The following is a 16,617-nucleotide window of genomic DNA, read 5'->3' as shown; positions in this document are numbered from 1 at the left end:
CTGGCAGTTCTGGCAGGCGCTGCCTCGGCACAAGACGTCCAGGTCGTGAAGATCGGCCACGTCGCCCCGATGTCGGGTGCCCAGGCCCACTACGGCAAGGACAACGAGAACGGCGCCCGCATGGCCGTTGAAGACCTGAACACGCAAAACATCGTGATCGGTGGCAAGAAGATCAAGTGGGAACTGGCCGCTGAAGACGATGCAGCCGATCCGAAGCAAGGCACGGCCGCGGCACAGAAGCTGTGCGACGCCAAGGTCGCCGGCGTGGTCGGCCACCTGAACTCGGGCACCACCATCCCGGCCGCCAAGGTGTACAACGACTGCGGCATCCCGCACATCACCGGTGCCGCCACCAACCCCAACCTGACCAAGCCTGGCTACAAGACCACCTACCGCATCATCTCGAATGACAACGCGCTGGGCGCCGGCCTGGCCTTCTACGCTGCGGACACCTTGAAGCTCAAGCGCGTGGCCGTGATCGACGACCGCACCGCCTACGGCCAGGGCGTGGCCGATGTGTTCAAGAAGATCGCTGCCAGCAAGGGCATCACCGTGGTGGACGAGCAGTTCACCACCGACAAGGCCACCGACTTCATGGCCATCCTGACCTCGATCAAGGCCAAGAACCCGGACGGCATCTTCTTCGGCGGCATGGACCCGCAAGGCGGCCCGATGCTGCGCCAGATGGAGCAGCTGGGTCTGGGCAACGTGAAGTACTTCGGTGGTGACGGCATCTGCACGTCCGAACTGGCCAAGCTGGCCGCTGGTGCCAAGACGCTGGAAAACGTGGTGTGCGCCGAAGGCGGTGCCTCGCTGTCGAAGATGCCTGGCGGCGAAGCCTGGAAGAAGCGCTACGACGCGAAGTACCCCAACCAGTTCCAGGTGTACAGCCCTTACACCTACGACGCGACCTTCGTGCTGGTTGACGCGATGAAGCGTGCCAACTCGGTGGACCCGAAGGTCTACACCCCGAAGCTGATCGAAACCAACTTCCAGGGCGTGACCGCCAAGATCGCGTTCGAGCCCAACGGCGAGCTGAAGAACCCGGCCATCACCCTGTACACCTACAAGGATGGCAAGAAGACCGCTTTGAACTGATCGCCCACGATCTTCAGCGGCTTTCGCCCCACTCAAAAAGCCACCTTCGGGTGGCTTTTTTCTTGTCCGGGTGTTTTCCCTTCATCGGGTGTCAGGTATCGAATATCGATACCTGTTGTTCTTCAAAAGCTGACCGGTCATGAAAATCGATGCCTGCGGAGCGTTGTGGCGGGATCATTTGCCCATCTTCAACACCACCCCGGAGTTTTCATGTTTTCACGCCAAGCCCCTGTTTCCAGCCACCCTGCCGCCGTGGGGCGTGACTCCCGCGGCTGGCAGTTGCAAGTCTGGGTTTCATTTGCCCTGGCCGTGTCTCTGTGCGGCACCGGCCTGGCCTGGTTGCCGGGGCAGGACCTGGACCGCGCCTTCATGGTGATGGGCTATGTGTTCTGCCTGACGGCGGTGTTCGTGCTGTCCAAGTCGGTGCGCGACCAGCAGAGCACGGCCGCAGAGTCGCCCCTGTGGCGCCTGGTGGTCTGGGGCGGTTTTGCCGTGGCCATGGGCCTGACCGGTTGGGGCCTGCTGCGCATGAACATCAGCGAAACCTACAAGGCCTACCTGGGCGTGAGCTGGCTCTACCTGGTGAGCTCGGCCTTCACGCTGGCCAAGACGCTGCGCGATGCCCACGAAGCCGCCCTGGCCCAGGCCCGTGCCGAAGCCCGCGCCCAGCTGCGCCGCGACCTGCAGCAAGGGCAGAGCTCTGATTCGCAATGAGCCCTGAACGAATCCCGATGTTCTTTTCAGGAGAAACCATGATTTCCATGCCCCTCATACCCTTGGTTCAACATGCCCGGGCCACCCTGGCCCTGTGCGCCCTGCTGGCGCTGGGCACCGGCACGGCCCGCGCCCAGAGCGAGGTCTCGGCGGCCATGTCGCTGATGCCGCTGGCCTCCGTGGTCGCCGTGGCCGGCGGCGCCTCGGTGGCGGCCGGCGCGGCCGCGACACTGCCTGTGGCCTTGTCGGTCGGAGGCGCGGTGCTGACTGTCCAGGCCGTCCAGTCGACAGCGCGTGGCACGCTGATCGTGCTGGAGCGGGCCTCGGACGGCGCCCAGGTCAGCCTGCAGCTGGCAGGCCAGGCGGGGGCTCGCGTGGCTTACAGCGTGGGCACCGGGGTGGTGTGCAGTGTGATCGGCACCGGTGTGCTGCTGTCGGTGGCGGGTGAACTGCTGGCCTTTGTGCCCAATGCGCTGGGCCGGGCCTTGCTGCATGACGAGCGCGTGCTGTGAGGGGGCTGATCATGCTTCTGAATTGGCTCCTGAACCGGACATGGATGCGGTGCCTCGCGGCGGCCAGCCTGGCTTGCGGGCTGGGCACCCTGCCGGCGTGGGCCGGGCAGGACTGCCAGGACCGCGGGCCCACCGTGGCCTCGGTCACCCAGGGCATGGCACTGGCCGCCCGCGTGGCCCAGGCCCTCGATGCCAGTGGCGCCCAGGTGGTGGTCCTGGGTCGGGCCGGGCAGGACCTCAGCGCCTACGGCCTGCGCTATTCGCACCTGGGCTGGGCGTACAAAAGTGCCGAAGGCCCGTGGCGGGTGCTGCACAAACTCAACACCTGCGGCACGGGCCGTTCCGTGGTCATGCGCCAGGGCTTGGGCGAATTCTTTCTGGATGGTCTGTGGCGCTACGAGGCGGTGTGGGCCGTGCCCACGCCGCAGGCGCAGGCCGCCTTGCTGCCCTGGCTGCAGAACGCGCAGCGCACGGCCTGGCTGCACGAACCGGCCTACAACCTGGTCAGCTACGCCTGGGGGCAGCGTTACCAGCAGAGCAACCAGTGGGCGATCGAGCTCCTGGCCGCGGCCCTGGCGCCCCAGGTGCATGACCGTGCCCAGGCCCAGGCCTGGCTGCGCTTGCAGGGCTACCAGCCCACGGTCTTGCATCTGGGGCCGCTGACCCGGCTGGGGGCCCGGGTCTCGCGGGCCCAGGTGGCCTTCGATGACCACCCTGCCGAGCAGCGTTTCAGCGACCGCATCGCCACCGTCACGGTGGACTCGGTGCTGGCCTGGCTGCCGCGTGCCGGCCTGGCCGGGGCGCCGCTTCGGGCAACCCTGCCTTGAACGCTGGCCTTGAGCTGGCTGCCGACCTCAAAATCCACCGCTGTCAGAAGGGAGTTCCGTCATGTCTCAATCGCTTCGTCTTTCCGAAAAATGGTTTCGCCGTGGCCTGTGGGGGGTGGCCCTGGTTTTCGGTGGCTTCCTGACCGGCCTGGGCAGTGCCATCGTCGACGACCTGCCCAAGGTCGAGCAGCGCGTGCAAGTGGCCGACTTCATGGACCGCGCGGCCACCGCCCGGGCACGCGACCAGCTCAAGCAGGCCCGCCAGGCGCGTGAGGATGCCGCCCAGGCCCTGGAGCAGGCGCGTCTGGCCCACGCCCGGGCCCAGGCCGACAACCAGGCTGCGCGCGAAACCTTCAACAACTGGTTGTCCACGCGCCACGCCACGGCCCGGCCTGAACAAGACCCGCCCCTGGTGCAGCGCACCCAGGAGCTCGACGGGCTCAAGCAGCGCGAACGCGAGGCCCTGGCGGCGGTGGAGACGCAGCAGCAGGCCGAACTCGACGCCCGCCAGCACGAGAACCAGGCCCAGCAGCAGCTCAATGAGCTCGAACGGAGCGCCCAGTCCGGCTGGCAGGCCGCCAGCCGACAGCAGGAACTGCGCGTGTTCCTGTACCGCCTGGCCTTGACCCTGCCCCTGCTGGTGTTGGCAGGCTGGTTGTTTGTGAAGCAGCGCAAGAGCAGCGCCTGGCCTTTTGTGTGGGGCTTCATCGGCTTCGCGCTGGTGGCCTTCTTTGTGGAACTGGTGCCTTATTTGCCCAGTTACGGCGGCTATGTGCGCTATGGCGTGGGCATTGTGGTGACGGTGCTGGTGGGGCGCTACGCCATCGTGGCGCTGAACCGTTACCTGGCGGCCCAGCAGGCGGCCGAGGCTGAGCCTGACCAGCGCCGGCGTGACACCCTGGACTACGACCAGGCCCTGGGGCGACTGGCCAAGAACGTGTGCCCGGGCTGCGAACGACCGGTCGATCTGAAGCAGCCGGGCCTGGACTTCTGCCCCCACTGCGGCATCGGCCTGCACGACCATTGCGGCCAGTGCCACACCCGCAAGAACGCCTGGGTGCGCTATTGCATCAGCTGCGGCGCGCCAGCCCGGCCACCGCAGGCCCCGGCCTGAGGCGGGGGCAGAGGCTGAGGCGTTGGTGCCGCTCAGGCCGGCAGGTTGCGATGCGCCACCGGGGTCTCGGGCACCGGGTAGCCGGCTGCACCAAAGGTGGCGACCACGGCCTTGTGGGTGTCGAAATACACCTGCCAATAGTGGTCGGTGTGGGTGTAGGGGCGCACACAGAGCAAGGGGCCTTCGGGGGTGAACTGCAGGATCTCCACATCGGGCGCCGGGGTGGCCGCCACGTTGGGGATGCTGCTCACGGCGGTCTTCAGGCGGTTGATGGCGTCCTGCACATCGACCCCGTTGGCCACCTTGGCCACGCAGTCCACGCGCCGCACCGGCAGGGTGCTGAAGTTCTGGATGGTGTCCGAGAACACCTTGTTGTTGCCCACGATGGTGACCACGTTGTCGGGGGTGACGATGGTGGTGCCGAACAGACCCAGTTCGCGCACCGTGCCGGTCACGCCGCCGGCGCTGACGAAATCACCCACCTTGTAGGGCCGCAGTACCTGCAGAAAGACGCCGGCCGCAAAGTGCGTCAGCAAGCCGCCCCAGGCGGTGCCGATGGCCAGGCCCGCACCGGCCAGCAGGGCGGCAAACGAGGTGGTGCTCACGCCGAAGATGTCCAGGATGGCCATCACCAGCACGATGTTCAACAGCACCGTGAGGATGGATTTGAGGTACTCGGCCAGCGTGGCGTCGACCTTGCTGCCGCGCGCCAGCACGGTGCCCAGCAAGCGCACCACCAGGCCGATCAGCCAGCGACCGATGATCCAGGCCGCCAGGGCCCCCAGGACTTTGAGGCCGAAATCAGCCCCTTGCGTACTCAAGAAATGCCAGATGGCTTCAGTGTTCATGTGTGTAAACCTCCTGCGCGCAGCTTACTTTTTGTAGCGTTTCCAGGAGCGGTCGGAACTTCGTGAAAGTTCTCGAAAACGTCAAAAGTTGGCAGATGCCCAGGGGTTGAGGGCACTTGAGCGACGAAGCCGCAGGTCCGGCATCGGCTGGGCCGGGGGGCTGCCCGCATCACCCTTCGCGCAGGCGGATGGGCGTTTCCGGCACCGGATAGGCCGCGTCGACCACGGCACCCAACACCACACGGTGGGTGTCGTAATACACCTGCCAGTAGTGGTCGGTGTGGGTGAAGGGGCGCACGTTCAGCACCGGCCCTTCGGGGCTGAATTCGGCAATGCCGATCTCGGGTGGCGGTGTGCTGCACACATGGGGCACGGTGGCGAGCGCGGCCCGGATGCGGGCGATCGCCTCGTCCGCATCGACGCCGTGGGCCAGCCTGAGCTGGCAATCCACCCGGCGTGCCGGCAGCGCACTGTAGTTGCGGATCACCTCCGAGAACACCTTGTTGTTGCCCACCAGGGTCAGCACGTGGTCGGTGCTGATCAACTGGGTGTTGAACAAGCCCAGTTCGCGCACGCGGCCTGTGATGCCAGCCAAGTTGACGTGGTCACCCACCCGGTAGGGCCGCAGCACCTGCAGGAACAGGCCGGCGGCGAAGTGGCTCAGCAGACCGCCCCAGGCGGCGCCCAGGGCCAGGCCTGCGCCGGCCAGCAAGGCGGCCAGCGAGGTGGTGCTGATGCCGAAGATGTCGAGAATCAGCACCACCAGCAGCGCGTGCAGCAGGCCTTTGCTGATCGAGGTCAGGTACTGCGCCAGGGTGGGCTCCATGTGGCCGCGCAGCAGGGTCAGGTGGATCAGGCGGGTGAGCTGGCCGATCAGCCAACGCCCGGCCACCCAGGTTGCCAGTGCGCCCAGCACCTTCAGGGCCAGTTCCAGGCCCTGGGTGGTCAGAAACTGCCAGACGACTTCGGGGTTCACGGGGCTCTCCTTGCTGCTGCGGGCTGGGCAGCATAGAGAGCCTGCGGAGGGCGGGCTTAGCCAGGTGCAAGAGGGGTAAGCAATTGCTTACCCCTGCGCCACTCAGACGCCCCGGGCGCGCTCGGTCTTGAAGCGGGCGCGGAAGGCCGTGAACTGGCCCTGGTCCAGGGATTCGCGCACTTCGCGCATCAGGTTCAGGTAGTAGTGCAGGTTGTGCACCGTGGTCAGCATCGGGCCCAGCATCTCGCCGCAGCGGTCCAGGTGGTGCAGGTAGGCGCGGCTGAAACCGTCGCGCCCGCCATCGGCCCACGACACGCCCGAGGTGCCGGCGCAGGCGTAGCAGGTGCAGGTGGCGTCCAGCGGCTGCGGGTCGCTCTTGTGGCGGGCGTTGCGCAGCTTCAGGTCGCCGTAACGGGTGAAGATGGTGCCGTTGCGTGCATTGCGGGTCGGCATCACGCAGTCGAACATGTCCACGCCCTGGGCCACGCCCTCGACCAGGTCTTCCGGCGTGCCCACGCCCATCAGGTAGCGTGGCTTGTGGGCCGGCAGGCGGTGCGGGGTGTGGGCCATGATGCGCAGCATCTCATCCTTGGGCTCGCCCACGCTGACGCCGCCCACCGCATAGCCCGGAAAGTCCATCTCGACCAGGGCCGCCAGCGACTCTTCTCGCAGGTTCTCGAACATGCCGCCCTGCACGATGCCGAACAGGGCGTTGGGGTTTTCCAGCCGCGCGAACTCGGTCTTGCAGCGCTGGGCCCAGCGCAGCGACAGCTCCATCGAACTGCGCGCCTCACGCTCGGTGGTCAGATGGCCCTTGGTCTCGTAAGGCGTGCATTCGTCGAACTGCATCACGATGTCGGAGTTCAGCACGGTCTGGATCTGCATGCTGATCTCAGGCGTCAGGAACAGCTTGTCGCCGTTCACGGGGCTGGCGAACTTGACGCCTTCCTCGCTGATCTTGCGCATGGCCCCCAGGCTCCAGACCTGAAAACCACCCGAGTCGGTGAGGATGGGCTTGTTCCACTTCTCGAACTGGTGCAGGCCGCCAAAGCTCTGCATCACGTCCAGGCCCGGTCGCATCCACAGGTGGAAGGTGTTGCCCAGGATGATCTGCGCGCCCATGTCTTCGAGGCTGCGCGGCATCACGCCCTTGACCGTGCCATAGGTGCCCACAGGCATGAAGATGGGCGTTTGCACCACACCGTGGTTCAGCGTGAGCGTGCCCCGGCGCGCGTGGCTGTCGGGGTCGGTGGCGAGGAGGTCGAAATTCAGCATGGCGGGGATTGTAGGAGGGGTGGCGCGCCAGGGGGCGCGCAGCGCCTGGCCTCAGGGGCAATTGCCGGGCAGCGCCAGGCGGGGGGCCGGGCCATCGGGCAGGGGGCGATCGGGGGGCGGCAGCCGCACGCAGTAGGTGCCCAGCGCGCCCTGCACGCGCGCCAGCCGGCCGCCCGGGCCGGGCGCACCCTCCTGAAGGCTTGCAGTCCCTGGCGAGTCGCCGGGGCCAGGTGCCTCCAAGCGATCCGGGAAGCGGCGCCCATCCCCGTGCTGCTGTTGCCAGCGGCGCTCGCGCTGCAGGCTGCTGGCCAGGGCTTCGGGGCTCAGCAGCAGGGTCTGGGGGGCCGAGGTGTGGCCAGCCCTGTCGGGCCCAGGCCGGGGTGGGGCGCTGCTGGCAGCCGCCGTGTCAGGCGTTGAAAGCGTTCTGGCCTCCATGGCGGTCGGTGGTGCAGGCGTGATCGGTGCAGGTGCCCGCTGTCCACCCGTTGCTCGGTTGGCTGCCTGGCTTGGTTTGTTCACGGAAGTGGGGGGTGACGCCTTGGGCGCTTCGGTCAGCCATTGCGCCTGCAATACCAGCTGTTCAGCGCGCGGTGGCGAGGGGGCGGGGCCAGAAGGGGCCCGCCATGCCATGAGCAGCATCCCATGCAGCAAGATGGCCAGGCCCACGGCCCAGGCGGTCTGGCGCGATGGCCCGCGCTCAATCGCTCGCAGCATCCGGCTCGGTGGGCTCCTCTGTGCCCGGTGACCAGGCCAGCAGATCACCCGGCTGGCAGGCCAGGTACTCGCAGATGGCGGCCAGGGTGTCGAAGCGCACGCCTTTGACCTTGCCGCTTTTGAGCAGCGAGAGGTTGGCTTCGGTGATGCCGATGTGGGCGGCCAGGTCGCGCGACTTCACCTTTCGGCGCACCAGCATTTCGTCCAGTTTGACCAGGATGGGCATGGGCTGTCCTGATCCTCAGACAAAGGCTTCGGTTTCTGCCTTCAGGCGCTGGCCTTCGGCCATCACCTGGGACAGCAGTCGCATCAACAGCCCCAGGATCAGCAGGCTGATCTCGAACGAGCCCAGCGAGACCGCCACGAGGCCGCCGTGCTGCCCCGAGGCCAGCCAGGACAGCAAGGCCGTCACCCCCGCGCCGTACAGCACGCTGAGCAAGGCCATGGCCATCAGGCCCTGACCCAGGCGCTTGAAGCCGCGCACCGCCTGTCCCGAGAACACCTCGCCGGCGATGAAGGCGGCGCAGATGCTGCGCAGGCTCAACAGGCTGAGTGCCAGGGCGGCCAGTGGCAGGCACTCCAGGCCCAGCCCGGCCAACTGCCAGGGCCAGCTCAAGCTGGGGGGCGGCTTCAAGCCCGCCAACTGGGCTTGCAGGGGCAGCAAAAGGCTGTGCCAGGCGCTTTCGCCGCCTCGGCCCAGGCCGACCCAGCGGGCCACGGAAAAGCCGACTCCCAGCAGGCCGCAGGCCCAGGTCAGGCCGTTGAGCAGCCGCGATAGGCGTTGGAAGGCCGGGGATTGAAGATCGTTTGTCATGGCGGTAGACAGGATTTAATTTCTGTAAAACAATAATATTTTGTTGAATTGCAGAAAATTAGTCAAACAAAGAAGGGTGCCGTGATGTCTCTTGTCCGTCTTTTTGTGGGTCTTTCTGTGCGTTTTGGGCGGGCCTGCCTGGCTGCCTTGCTGGTCGGGGCGCTGGCCGGCTGCGGCAGCGTGCCCCTGGCTTCGCTGTGGAAGCTGCGGGCGCTGCAGCTGGAAGACCTGGACCCGGGCGCTTTGCGTGCGGCCCTGGTGGCCCCCGCCTCGCTGCGGCTGAACCCGTCCTCCATGACCCTGGATGTGACGGTGGCGCGTGAGCTGCCCCCCGTGAACGGGCAGACGACCTGGGAAACGCTGGAGGAAAAGCTGCCGCTCGAAGAAATGAGGGGGGCGGCCGAACTCAGCCCTCTGGCGGGGGAGGCCGGCCCGGGGCTGCAGTTGCATGTCTGGCGCATCGCACCGGCCAGCCTGGCGCGCCTGCAGGCCTTGCGCAGCCGGGCCCTGGGCTGGAAAGGCAGTGAGGGCAAGCGCCGGCTCGGCCTGGGTCTGGCTTTTGAGGGCTGTCAGCCGCCCGGGGCCTCGCGCAGTCTGCGGGTGAGCACCCTGCTGCGCTTCAACGCCCAGGGCGACTACATCGCCGTGCTGCGCGATGCGGATCTGGCCACCCTGCTGCCCAAGGAGGAGCAGGCCCGGCGCTTCCCGGCCTGTGCCTCTTGATCAGGTCGCTGGTGAGCCAGTGGGTCGGCGCTCCAGCAGCATCGCATCCCCATAGCTGAAGAAGCGGTACTGGTGGGCGATGGCGTGGCGGTACAGGGCCATGATGGGCTCGTAGCCGGCCAGGGCGCTGACCAGCATCATCAGCGTGCTCTTGGGCAGGTGGAAGTTGGTGATCAGCACGTCGACCACCTTGAAGCTGAAGCCGGGCGTGATGAAGATCTGCGTGTCGCCCGAGGTCTGGCCCGACTGGGCCCACGATTCCAGGGTGCGCACGGTGGTGGTGCCCACGGCCACCACGCGGCCGCCGCGCTGGCGGCAGCGCTCCAGGGCGGCCAGGGTGTCCAGCGGCACCTGGTACCACTCGCGGTGCATCTTGTGCTCGGCCAGGTTCTCGGTCTTGACGGGCTGGAAGGTGCCGGCCCCCACGTGCAGGGTGACGCTGGCGCGCTCGATGCCGCGCGCGGCCAGTTCGGCCAGCAGGGGCTCGTCAAAGTGCAGGGCGGCCGTGGGTGCGGCGACGGCCCCGGGGTGGCGGGCGAACACGGTCTGGTAGCGCTGCTCGTCCTCGGCCGAGTCGCCGTGTTCGATGTAGGGGGGCAGGGGCACGTGGCCGTGGGCGGCCATCAGGGCATGGGGTTCGCCGCTGAAGCGGAAGCGGAACAGCGCGCCGTCCTCGTCAGGCCAGCGGCCCAGCAGGGTGGCGCTGAAGCCGCCCACCATCTCCAGCGTGCTGCCCACGGGCGGCTTCTTGCTCACCTTCATGTGGGCCACCACCTCGTGGTCCTGCAGCACGCGCTCGACCAGCAGTTCGACCTTGCCGCCGGTGGACTTCTCGCCGAACAGGCGCGCCTTGATCACCTGGGTGTCGTTGAACACCAGCAGGTCGCCGGCACGCAGCAGGCTGGGCAGCTCTTTGAAGATGCGGTCGATGGGGGCCGGGCCGGTGCCGTCGAGCAGGCGCGAGGCGCTGCGCTCGGCAGCGGGGTGTTGGGCGATCAGTTCAGGCGGCAGTTCGAAGTCGAAATCGGCCAGGGTGAACGGACGGGAAGCGGGGTGAAGCGTCATGGTGCTTGAGGGCCTGACAGGCCCGTGCCAAGGGGTTGTGAAAGATCAGGCGCGCAGCTTAATGCAGTTTGGCCGCGTGGCTCACCTGAAAACGCCGACACAGCGTGTCCAGGCGCTGGTCCAGGGTCCAGAGCGTGGCGCCCGGGGTCAGCAGGGTGGAGGTCAACAGCAGCAGATCGACGATGCCGCAGCCCAAGCCATGCAAATGTTCCCGTTCAATGAAGGCCATCACCTCTTGCAGACTGGCTTGCTGGGCCGCGCGCAGCAGGCCGATGTCGCCCAGGGTGCGACCGCGGGGTTCGGGCGGCGTGCCGCAGGCCAGTTCACCGAGCACCAGCGGGTGGGTCAGCGCCTGATCCGTCAGAAGCAGCTGCACCAGCGTCTCATTGCGCTGTCGGAAGTGGGCCACCCACACCGAGGTGTCGACCAGCACCGTCATGGCGTGGCGGGGGCTTCGCGCTGCCTGGGGATGTCTGCGGCCTCGGGTTGGCTGCCTCCCAGGGCGGCCAGGCGCTTGCCGGCCTGCAGCCGCACAAAGGCCTTGATCGCCTCACGGAACAAATCCGATTTGTCCATGCCGGGATCGGCCATTTCAAGCGCTTGTTCGTACAGGGCATCGTCGATGGTCACCGTGGTTCGCATGAGGGCCTCACCAATTTGGATGCTGAATTGCATCATATTAAGCATCACGAGGGCTTGTTGAGGGGATTGAGGGGGCATTCACCGTCTCGGCGCAGTGCAAAGGCCAGCATTTTTGAAGTGCGCAGCGCCTGGCCTTTGAAAGACTGGGTAAAAATACAGTCATGGCCCCCAAGCCCCCCGCCACACCGCCCTCTCCGCCCAAGTCTGCCAAGCCAGACATGGCTGCTCCTGCCGGGCGTGAACTCTCGCCGCCGCAAAAAGCCCTGCTCAAGATGGGGCTGCGCCGTGACATCGACCTGGCGCTGCACCTGCCACTGCGCTACGAGGACGAGACCCGCATCACCTTGCTGCGCAACGCCCGCGATGGCGACACGGTGCAGATCGAGGCCACGGTGGTGAAGAGCGAGATCACCCTGCGCCCGCGCCGCCAGCTGGTGGTGACGGTAGAGGACGAGAGCGGCAGCTGCGAGCTGCGTTTTTTCAGCTTCTACCCCTCGCACCAGAAGACGCTGGCGGTGGGCGCCCTGCTGCGGGTGCGGGGTGAGATCAAGGGTGGGTTCTGGGGGCGGCAGATGCTGCACCCGGCGTTCCGCCTGGCCGGCGGCGAGCTGCCCACGGCGCTGACACCGATCTACCCCACCGTGGCCCAGTTGCCACAGCCCTACCTGCGCCGCGCCGTGCAGTCGGGCCTGATGCGCGCCGACCTCAGCGAGACCATCCCGCCCGAGGTCTTGCAGGGCATTGATTTTCTGCGCCTGTCCGATCTGCGTTCGGCCCTGTCCTTTTTGCACCACCCCACGCCCGATGTGTCGCTGGCGGCGCTGGAGGACCACAGCCACCCGGCCTGGCAACGCCTCAAGGCCGAAGAGCTGCTGGCGCAGCAGCTGTCGCAGCTCGAATCCAAGCGCGAGCGCGCGCGCCTGCGCGCCCCGGCCCTGCAGCCGCGGCACCAGCGCGGCGTGCTGTCGCTGCACGAGCAGTTGCTGGCGGTGTTGCCTTTTGCGCTCACGGCGGCCCAGCGCCGGGTGTGCGAAGAGATCGCCCACGATCTGGCGCGCGGCGTGCCCATGCACCGGCTGCTGCAGGGCGATGTGGGCTCGGGCAAGACGGTGGTGGCGGCGCTGGCAGCGGCGATCTGCATCGATGCGGGCTGGCAATGCGCCTTGATGGCCCCGACCGAAATCCTGGCCGAGCAGCACTTCGGCAAGCTGGTCGGCTGGCTGGAGCCGCTGCTGGCACCGCTGGGCAAAAAAGTGGCCTGGCTGGCGGGGGCCCAGAAGAAGAAGGAGCGGGGCGCTGCCCTGGCCCTGGTGGAGAGCGGCGAGGCGGCGCTGGTGGTGGGCACGCATGCGGTGATCCAGGACCAGGTCAAGTTCAAGAACCTGGCCCTGGCCCTGATCGACGAGCAGCACCGCTTCGGCGTGGCCCAGCGCCTGGCCCTGCGCAGCAAGCTCGATGACGGCAGCGGGCGCGAGCCGCACCTGCTGATGATGAGCGCCACGCCCATCCCGCGCACCCTGGCCATGAGCTATTACGCCGACCTGGATGTGTCCACCATCGACGAGCTGCCGCCCGGCCGCACGCCCATCGTGACCAAGCTGGTGTCCGACAGCCGGCGCGATGAGGTGGTGGCGCGCATTGCCGATCAAATTGCGCAAGGGCGCCAGGTCTATTGGGTCTGCCCTTTGATTGAGGAGAGCGAGGCGCTGGACCTCAGCAACGCCACGGCCACCCATACCGACCTCAGCGATGCCTTGCCCGGCGTGATGGTGGGGCTGCTGCATTCGCGCATGCCCACGGCCGAGAAAAAGGCGGTGATGGAGCTCTTCACCAGCGGCCAGATGGGCGTGCTGGTCAGCACCACCGTGATCGAGGTGGGGGTGGATGTACCGAATGCCTCCTTGATGGTGATCGAGCACGCCGAGCGCTTTGGCCTGAGCCAGCTGCACCAGTTGCGTGGCCGGGTGGGGCGGGGCGCGGCGGCCTCGGCCTGCGTGCTGCTGTACGCCACCAACGAGAGCGGGCGCCTGGGCGAGACGGCCCGCGAGCGCCTGCGCGCCATGGCCGAGACCGCCGACGGCTTCGAGATCGCCCGGCGCGATCTGGAGATCCGGGGGCCCGGCGAGTTCCTGGGCGCGCGCCAGTCGGGGGCGCCGCTGCTGCGTTTTGCCGATCTGGCCACCGACACCGTGCTGCTGGACTGGGCCCGCGAGGCCGCACCCCTGATGCTGGACCGCTACCCCGAAATGGCCCAGGCGCACGTGAGCCGCTGGTTGGGAGGAAAATCAGAGTTCCTCAAAGCCTGAGGACCGGCTGGGCCCCTTCGGGCCCGGCATGCAGCAAAGACCTTCATGACCCTGACCGAACTCAAATACATCGTGGCCGTGGCGCGCGAAAAGCACTTTGGCAAAGCCGCCGAGGCCTGCTTTGTCTCGCAGCCGACCTTGTCGGTGGCGATCCGCAAGCTCGAAGACGAGCTGGAGGTGAAGCTGTTCGAGCGCAGCGCCAACGAGGTCAGCGTCACCCCGCTGGGCGAGGAGATCGTGCGCCAGGCGCAAAGCGTGCTGGAGCAGGCCGCCGCCATCAAGGAGATTGCCAAGCGCGGCAAAGACCCGTTGGCCGGCGCCTTGAAGCTGGGGGTGATCTACACCATCGGCCCCTACCTGCTGCCCGATCTGGTGCGCCAGGCCATCTCGCGCACGCCGCAGATGCCGCTGATGCTGCAGGAGAACTTCACCGTCAAGCTGCTGGAGATGCTGCGCACCGGCGAGATCGACTGCGCCATCATGGCCGAACCCTTCCCCGACACGGGGCTGGCGCTGGCGCCGCTGTACGACGAGCCCTTCATGGCCGCCGTGCCCAGCACCCACGCGCTGGCCGCGCGCAAGAGCATCACGGCCGAAGAGATGAAGAGCGAAACCATGCTGCTGCTGGGCAACGGCCATTGCTTTCGCGACCATGTGCTCGAGGTGTGCCCGGAGTTCGCCCGTTTTTCAAGCAATGCCGAGGGCATCCGCAAGAGCTTCGAGGGCTCGTCGCTGGAGACCATCAAGCACATGGTGGCCGCCGGCATGGGCGTGACCCTGGTGCCCCGCCTGAGCGTGCCCAAGGACGCCCTGACCCCGCGCACGCGCCGCCGCAAGAGCGACGATGAGGCCCATGTGGTGTATCTGCCGTTCGAGGGCGATGTGCCTTACCGCCGCGTGGTGCTGGCCTGGCGCCGCAGCTTCACCCGTTACGAGGCGATTGCCGCCCTGCGCAACTCGATTTATGCCTGCGAGTTGCCCGGTGTCAAACGTCTGTCTTGATTCCTTGAGCGATCGTCCTACGTGCTTGACCGTCTGGCGGAGTTACATTGAATCTTCTGATTACAAAAGGCTTGAGGTCTGCCACATGGACGCGTCGACTCAAGCCTTTGTGGATGGTTTGTTTTTCAACACTGAAGGAGTGACCCCATGGCCAAAGCCCCCCGCAGCACCCCCAAGACGGCGCCCGCGATCAACATCGGCATCAGTGACAAGGACCGTGCGGCCATCGCCAAGGGCCTGTCGCGCCTGCTGGCCGACACTTACACCCTGTACCTGACCACGCACAACTTCCACTGGAACGTGACCGGGCCGATGTTCAACACCCTGCACACCATGTTCATGGTGCAGTACACCGAACTGTGGAACGCGGTCGACCCGATTGCCGAGCGCATCCGCTCGCTGGGCCATGTGGCGCCGGGCTCGTACGCCGACTTCGGCAAGCTGGCCACCGTGCCCGACGCCCCGGGCACCCCGCCCAAGGCACTGGAGATGGTGCGCATTCTGGTCACCGGCCACGAGGCGGTGGCGCGCACGGCGCGCGAGCTGTTCCCGCTGGCCGACAAGGCCAGTGACGAACCCACGGCCGACCTGCTGACCCAGCGCCTGACGGTGCACGAGCAGACCGCCTGGATGCTGCGTTCGCTGCTCGAAGAGTGATTTCGCGGTTCTGAACGGTCCCGGGTGCCTTCGGGCCGGGGCGGCTTGCTGCGAAAATTGCCACCGCCCTTCTTTGACCGAGCCCGCCTGCGATGACCGCCTCCTCCAGCCCTTCCTCTGCCACACCGTCTCCGAGCCGTCTGGCGCTTTACCTCAGCCTGATCCGCTGGGACCGGCCTGCCGGCTGGCTGTTGCTGCTGTGGCCCACGCTGAGTGCGCTGTGGGTGGCCAAGGGCGGCTTCCCGGGCTGGCATCTGCTCATTGTGTTCACGCTGGGCACCATCTTGATGCGCAGTGCCGGGTGCTGCGTGAACGATGTGGCCGACCGCGGCTTTGACCGCCATGTGAAGCGCACGGCCAACCGGCCGGTCACCTCGGGCGCTGTTTCGGTGCGCGAGGCCTTGGCGCTGGGGGCTGTGCTGGCCTTGCTGTCCTTTGGCCTGGCGCTGACCACCAACGGGCTCACGATCCTGTGGTCTTTTGGCGCCCTGGCGGTGACGCTGTTCTACCCGTATGCCAAGCGCCTGCTGTCCATGCCGCAGGCCGTGCTGGGCGTGGCGTTCAGCTTTGGCATTCCGATGGCCTTCACGGCGCAGGGCGTACCCCTGTCGCCGCTGGTGGGCTGGCTGGTGCTGAGCAATCTGTTGTGGGTGCTGGCCTATGACACCGAGTACGCCATGGTGGATCGCGACGATGACCTGAAGATCGGCATGAAAACCTCGGCCATCACCCTGGGTCGCTGGGATGTGGCCGCCGTCACCGCCTTTTATGGGCTGAGCCTGCTGATCTGGGGGCTGGTGCTGCGGGAGCGCGTGCCGGCCGTCTTCCTGGGCGGGGGGCTGCTGTTGGCCCTGGCCCAGGTCGGCTGGCATGTGGGCCTGATCCGCAACCGCAGCCGGGACGGCTGCTTCAAGGCCTTCCGAGCCAACCACTGGCTGGGGGCCACCTTGTTCGCCAGCCTGCTGCTGGCCGGCTGGCTGGCATGAATTTCGACCTGAATTCCGGCCTGAATGAAAAGGCCCGCACGCGGCGGGCCTGATCGCTGAGGGGCGCTGGGCCGCTCAGAAGGTGTGGGCCTTGGCCTTGTGCGCGCTCTTGGCGTGCTTGGCATGCTTGCTCTTGGCCTTCTTGCCGTGCTTGCCGGCCTTCTTGGCATGTTTGCCCGAGGCCTTGACGCTGTGCGGCGTCTTGGCAGCGGCTTCGGTGCTGGTCAGGGCCAGGGGCATGACCACCAGGGCGGCCGAGAGAATCGCAGTCAGTAGTTTTTTCATGTTGTGTCTTGGTTGGTTGAGGGTTGGCCGCCACGGCACCGTGCCGAATGGCTGCTGGC

General features: G+C 67.0%; 20 protein-coding genes. 10 read left to right on the top strand and 10 right to left on the bottom strand.

Going from position 1 to position 16,617, the window contains the following annotated elements; genetic code table 11:
* From F624_RS0121325 to F624_RS0121305, 5 genes are all read left to right on the top strand, one after another.
* Positions 1–1,098 (top strand): branched-chain amino acid ABC transporter substrate-binding protein (locus F624_RS0121325; RefSeq protein WP_019576387.1); only part of this gene is annotated, 1,098 nt, incomplete at its 5' end.
* A 210-nt stretch (positions 1,099–1,308) separates the two neighbouring features.
* Positions 1,309–1,812 (top strand): YiaA/YiaB family inner membrane protein, encoded by a 504-nt coding sequence (locus tag F624_RS0121320; RefSeq protein ID WP_019576386.1) that lies wholly within the window; start codon positions 1,309–1,311, stop codon positions 1,810–1,812.
* A gap of 38 nt (positions 1,813–1,850) precedes the next feature.
* A complete protein-coding gene (locus F624_RS0121315) occupies positions 1,851–2,324 on the top strand; it encodes a hypothetical protein (protein WP_019576385.1) in 474 nt (157 codons plus the stop codon).
* Between the two features lie 44 nt (positions 2,325–2,368).
* Complete coding sequence (locus F624_RS0121310; protein WP_019576384.1) at positions 2,369–3,151, top strand: DUF2145 domain-containing protein; 783 nt, start codon at positions 2,369–2,371, stop codon at positions 3,149–3,151.
* Positions 3,152–3,212: 61 nt separating this feature from the next.
* Entirely contained in the window at positions 3,213–4,265 is a 1,053-nt protein-coding gene (locus tag F624_RS0121305; protein ID WP_031255765.1) for a serine endopeptidase, read from the top strand.
* Positions 4,266–4,297: 32 nt separating this feature from the next.
* Here F624_RS0121305 and F624_RS0121300 read toward each other — a convergent pair whose 3' ends face one another.
* The 6 genes from F624_RS0121300 to F624_RS0121275 form a co-directional block, all read right to left on the bottom strand.
* Positions 4,298–5,113: a mechanosensitive ion channel family protein gene (locus F624_RS0121300; RefSeq protein ID WP_019576382.1), complete on the bottom strand. Its 816-nt coding sequence runs from the start codon at positions 5,111–5,113 to the stop codon at positions 4,298–4,300.
* A gap of 169 nt (positions 5,114–5,282) precedes the next feature.
* Complete coding sequence (locus F624_RS0121295; protein ID WP_019576381.1) at positions 5,283–6,089, bottom strand: mechanosensitive ion channel family protein; 807 nt, start codon at positions 6,087–6,089, stop codon at positions 5,283–5,285.
* A 102-nt stretch (positions 6,090–6,191) separates the two neighbouring features.
* The gene (gene tgt, locus F624_RS0121290) at positions 6,192–7,364 is read right to left on the bottom strand and encodes a tRNA guanosine(34) transglycosylase Tgt (protein ID WP_019576380.1); all 1,173 of its coding nucleotides are present in this window, start codon (positions 7,362–7,364) and stop codon (positions 6,192–6,194) included.
* 51 nt (positions 7,365–7,415) lie between these two features.
* Positions 7,416–7,799, bottom strand: a complete 384-nt coding sequence (locus tag F624_RS0121285) for a hypothetical protein (RefSeq protein ID WP_019576379.1) — start codon at positions 7,797–7,799, stop codon at positions 7,416–7,418.
* Positions 7,800–8,061: 262 nt separating this feature from the next.
* Entirely contained in the window at positions 8,062–8,304 is a 243-nt protein-coding gene (locus tag F624_RS0121280) for a helix-turn-helix domain-containing protein (RefSeq protein ID WP_019576378.1), read from the bottom strand.
* Positions 8,305–8,319: 15 nt separating this feature from the next.
* Positions 8,320–8,892, bottom strand: a complete 573-nt coding sequence (locus tag F624_RS0121275) for a DUF2975 domain-containing protein (protein ID WP_019576377.1) — start codon at positions 8,890–8,892, stop codon at positions 8,320–8,322.
* An 84-nt stretch (positions 8,893–8,976) separates the two neighbouring features.
* On the opposite strand from F624_RS0121275, the gene F624_RS0121270 reads away from it, so the two are divergent.
* Positions 8,977–9,615: a hypothetical protein gene (locus F624_RS0121270; RefSeq protein WP_157443551.1), complete on the top strand. Its 639-nt coding sequence runs from the start codon at positions 8,977–8,979 to the stop codon at positions 9,613–9,615.
* On the opposite strand, the gene queA is transcribed toward F624_RS0121270, so the two are convergent.
* Genes queA through F624_RS0121255 form a run of 3 tightly spaced genes read right to left on the bottom strand, consistent with a single transcriptional unit; the run spans position 9,616 to position 11,322 of the window.
* Positions 9,616–10,680 carry a tRNA preQ1(34) S-adenosylmethionine ribosyltransferase-isomerase QueA gene (queA, locus tag F624_RS0121265; RefSeq protein WP_019576375.1) on the bottom strand — a complete coding sequence of 355 codons (1,065 nt, stop codon included), beginning with the start codon at positions 10,678–10,680 and terminating at the stop codon, positions 9,616–9,618.
* Between the two features lie 58 nt (positions 10,681–10,738).
* The gene (locus F624_RS0121260) at positions 10,739–11,119 is read right to left on the bottom strand and encodes a PIN domain-containing protein (RefSeq protein WP_019576374.1); all 381 of its coding nucleotides are present in this window, start codon (positions 11,117–11,119) and stop codon (positions 10,739–10,741) included.
* Positions 11,116–11,322 (bottom strand): type II toxin-antitoxin system VapB family antitoxin, encoded by a 207-nt coding sequence (locus tag F624_RS0121255; RefSeq protein WP_031255763.1) that lies wholly within the window; start codon positions 11,320–11,322, stop codon positions 11,116–11,118. The genes F624_RS0121260 and F624_RS0121255 overlap by 4 nt, the downstream gene beginning before the upstream one ends.
* Before the next feature lie 218 nt (positions 11,323–11,540).
* Between F624_RS0121255 and recG the strand changes: the two genes are divergently transcribed.
* From recG to ubiA, 4 genes are all read left to right on the top strand, one after another.
* The gene (gene recG / locus F624_RS0121250; RefSeq protein WP_157443550.1) at positions 11,541–13,628 is read left to right on the top strand and encodes an ATP-dependent DNA helicase RecG; all 2,088 of its coding nucleotides are present in this window, start codon (positions 11,541–11,543) and stop codon (positions 13,626–13,628) included.
* A 45-nt stretch (positions 13,629–13,673) separates the two neighbouring features.
* Positions 13,674–14,630: a LysR substrate-binding domain-containing protein gene (locus F624_RS0121245; protein WP_019576371.1), complete on the top strand. Its 957-nt coding sequence runs from the start codon at positions 13,674–13,676 to the stop codon at positions 14,628–14,630.
* Between the two features lie 147 nt (positions 14,631–14,777).
* On the top strand, positions 14,778–15,287 hold the full coding sequence (locus F624_RS0121240) for a Dps family protein (protein WP_019576370.1): 510 nt from the start codon (positions 14,778–14,780) through the stop codon (positions 15,285–15,287).
* A 92-nt stretch (positions 15,288–15,379) separates the two neighbouring features.
* Positions 15,380–16,273, top strand: coding sequence for a 4-hydroxybenzoate octaprenyltransferase (gene ubiA, locus F624_RS0121235; protein WP_019576369.1), 894 nt, complete (start codon positions 15,380–15,382; stop codon positions 16,271–16,273).
* Between the two features lie 75 nt (positions 16,274–16,348).
* Here the strand turns inward: ubiA and F624_RS34935 are convergent, their stop codons facing one another.
* Positions 16,349–16,558 (bottom strand): hypothetical protein, encoded by a 210-nt coding sequence (locus F624_RS34935; protein ID WP_019576368.1) that lies wholly within the window; start codon positions 16,556–16,558, stop codon positions 16,349–16,351.
* Positions 16,559–16,617 lie beyond the last annotated feature (59 nt).

This window comes from Curvibacter lanceolatus ATCC 14669 (genome assembly GCF_000381265.1).
GTDB lineage: Bacteria > Pseudomonadota > Gammaproteobacteria > Burkholderiales > Burkholderiaceae_C > Curvibacter > Curvibacter lanceolatus.
Note: the sequence above shows the minus strand (reverse complement) of the source record. Positions and strands in the feature narration are given on the sequence as shown.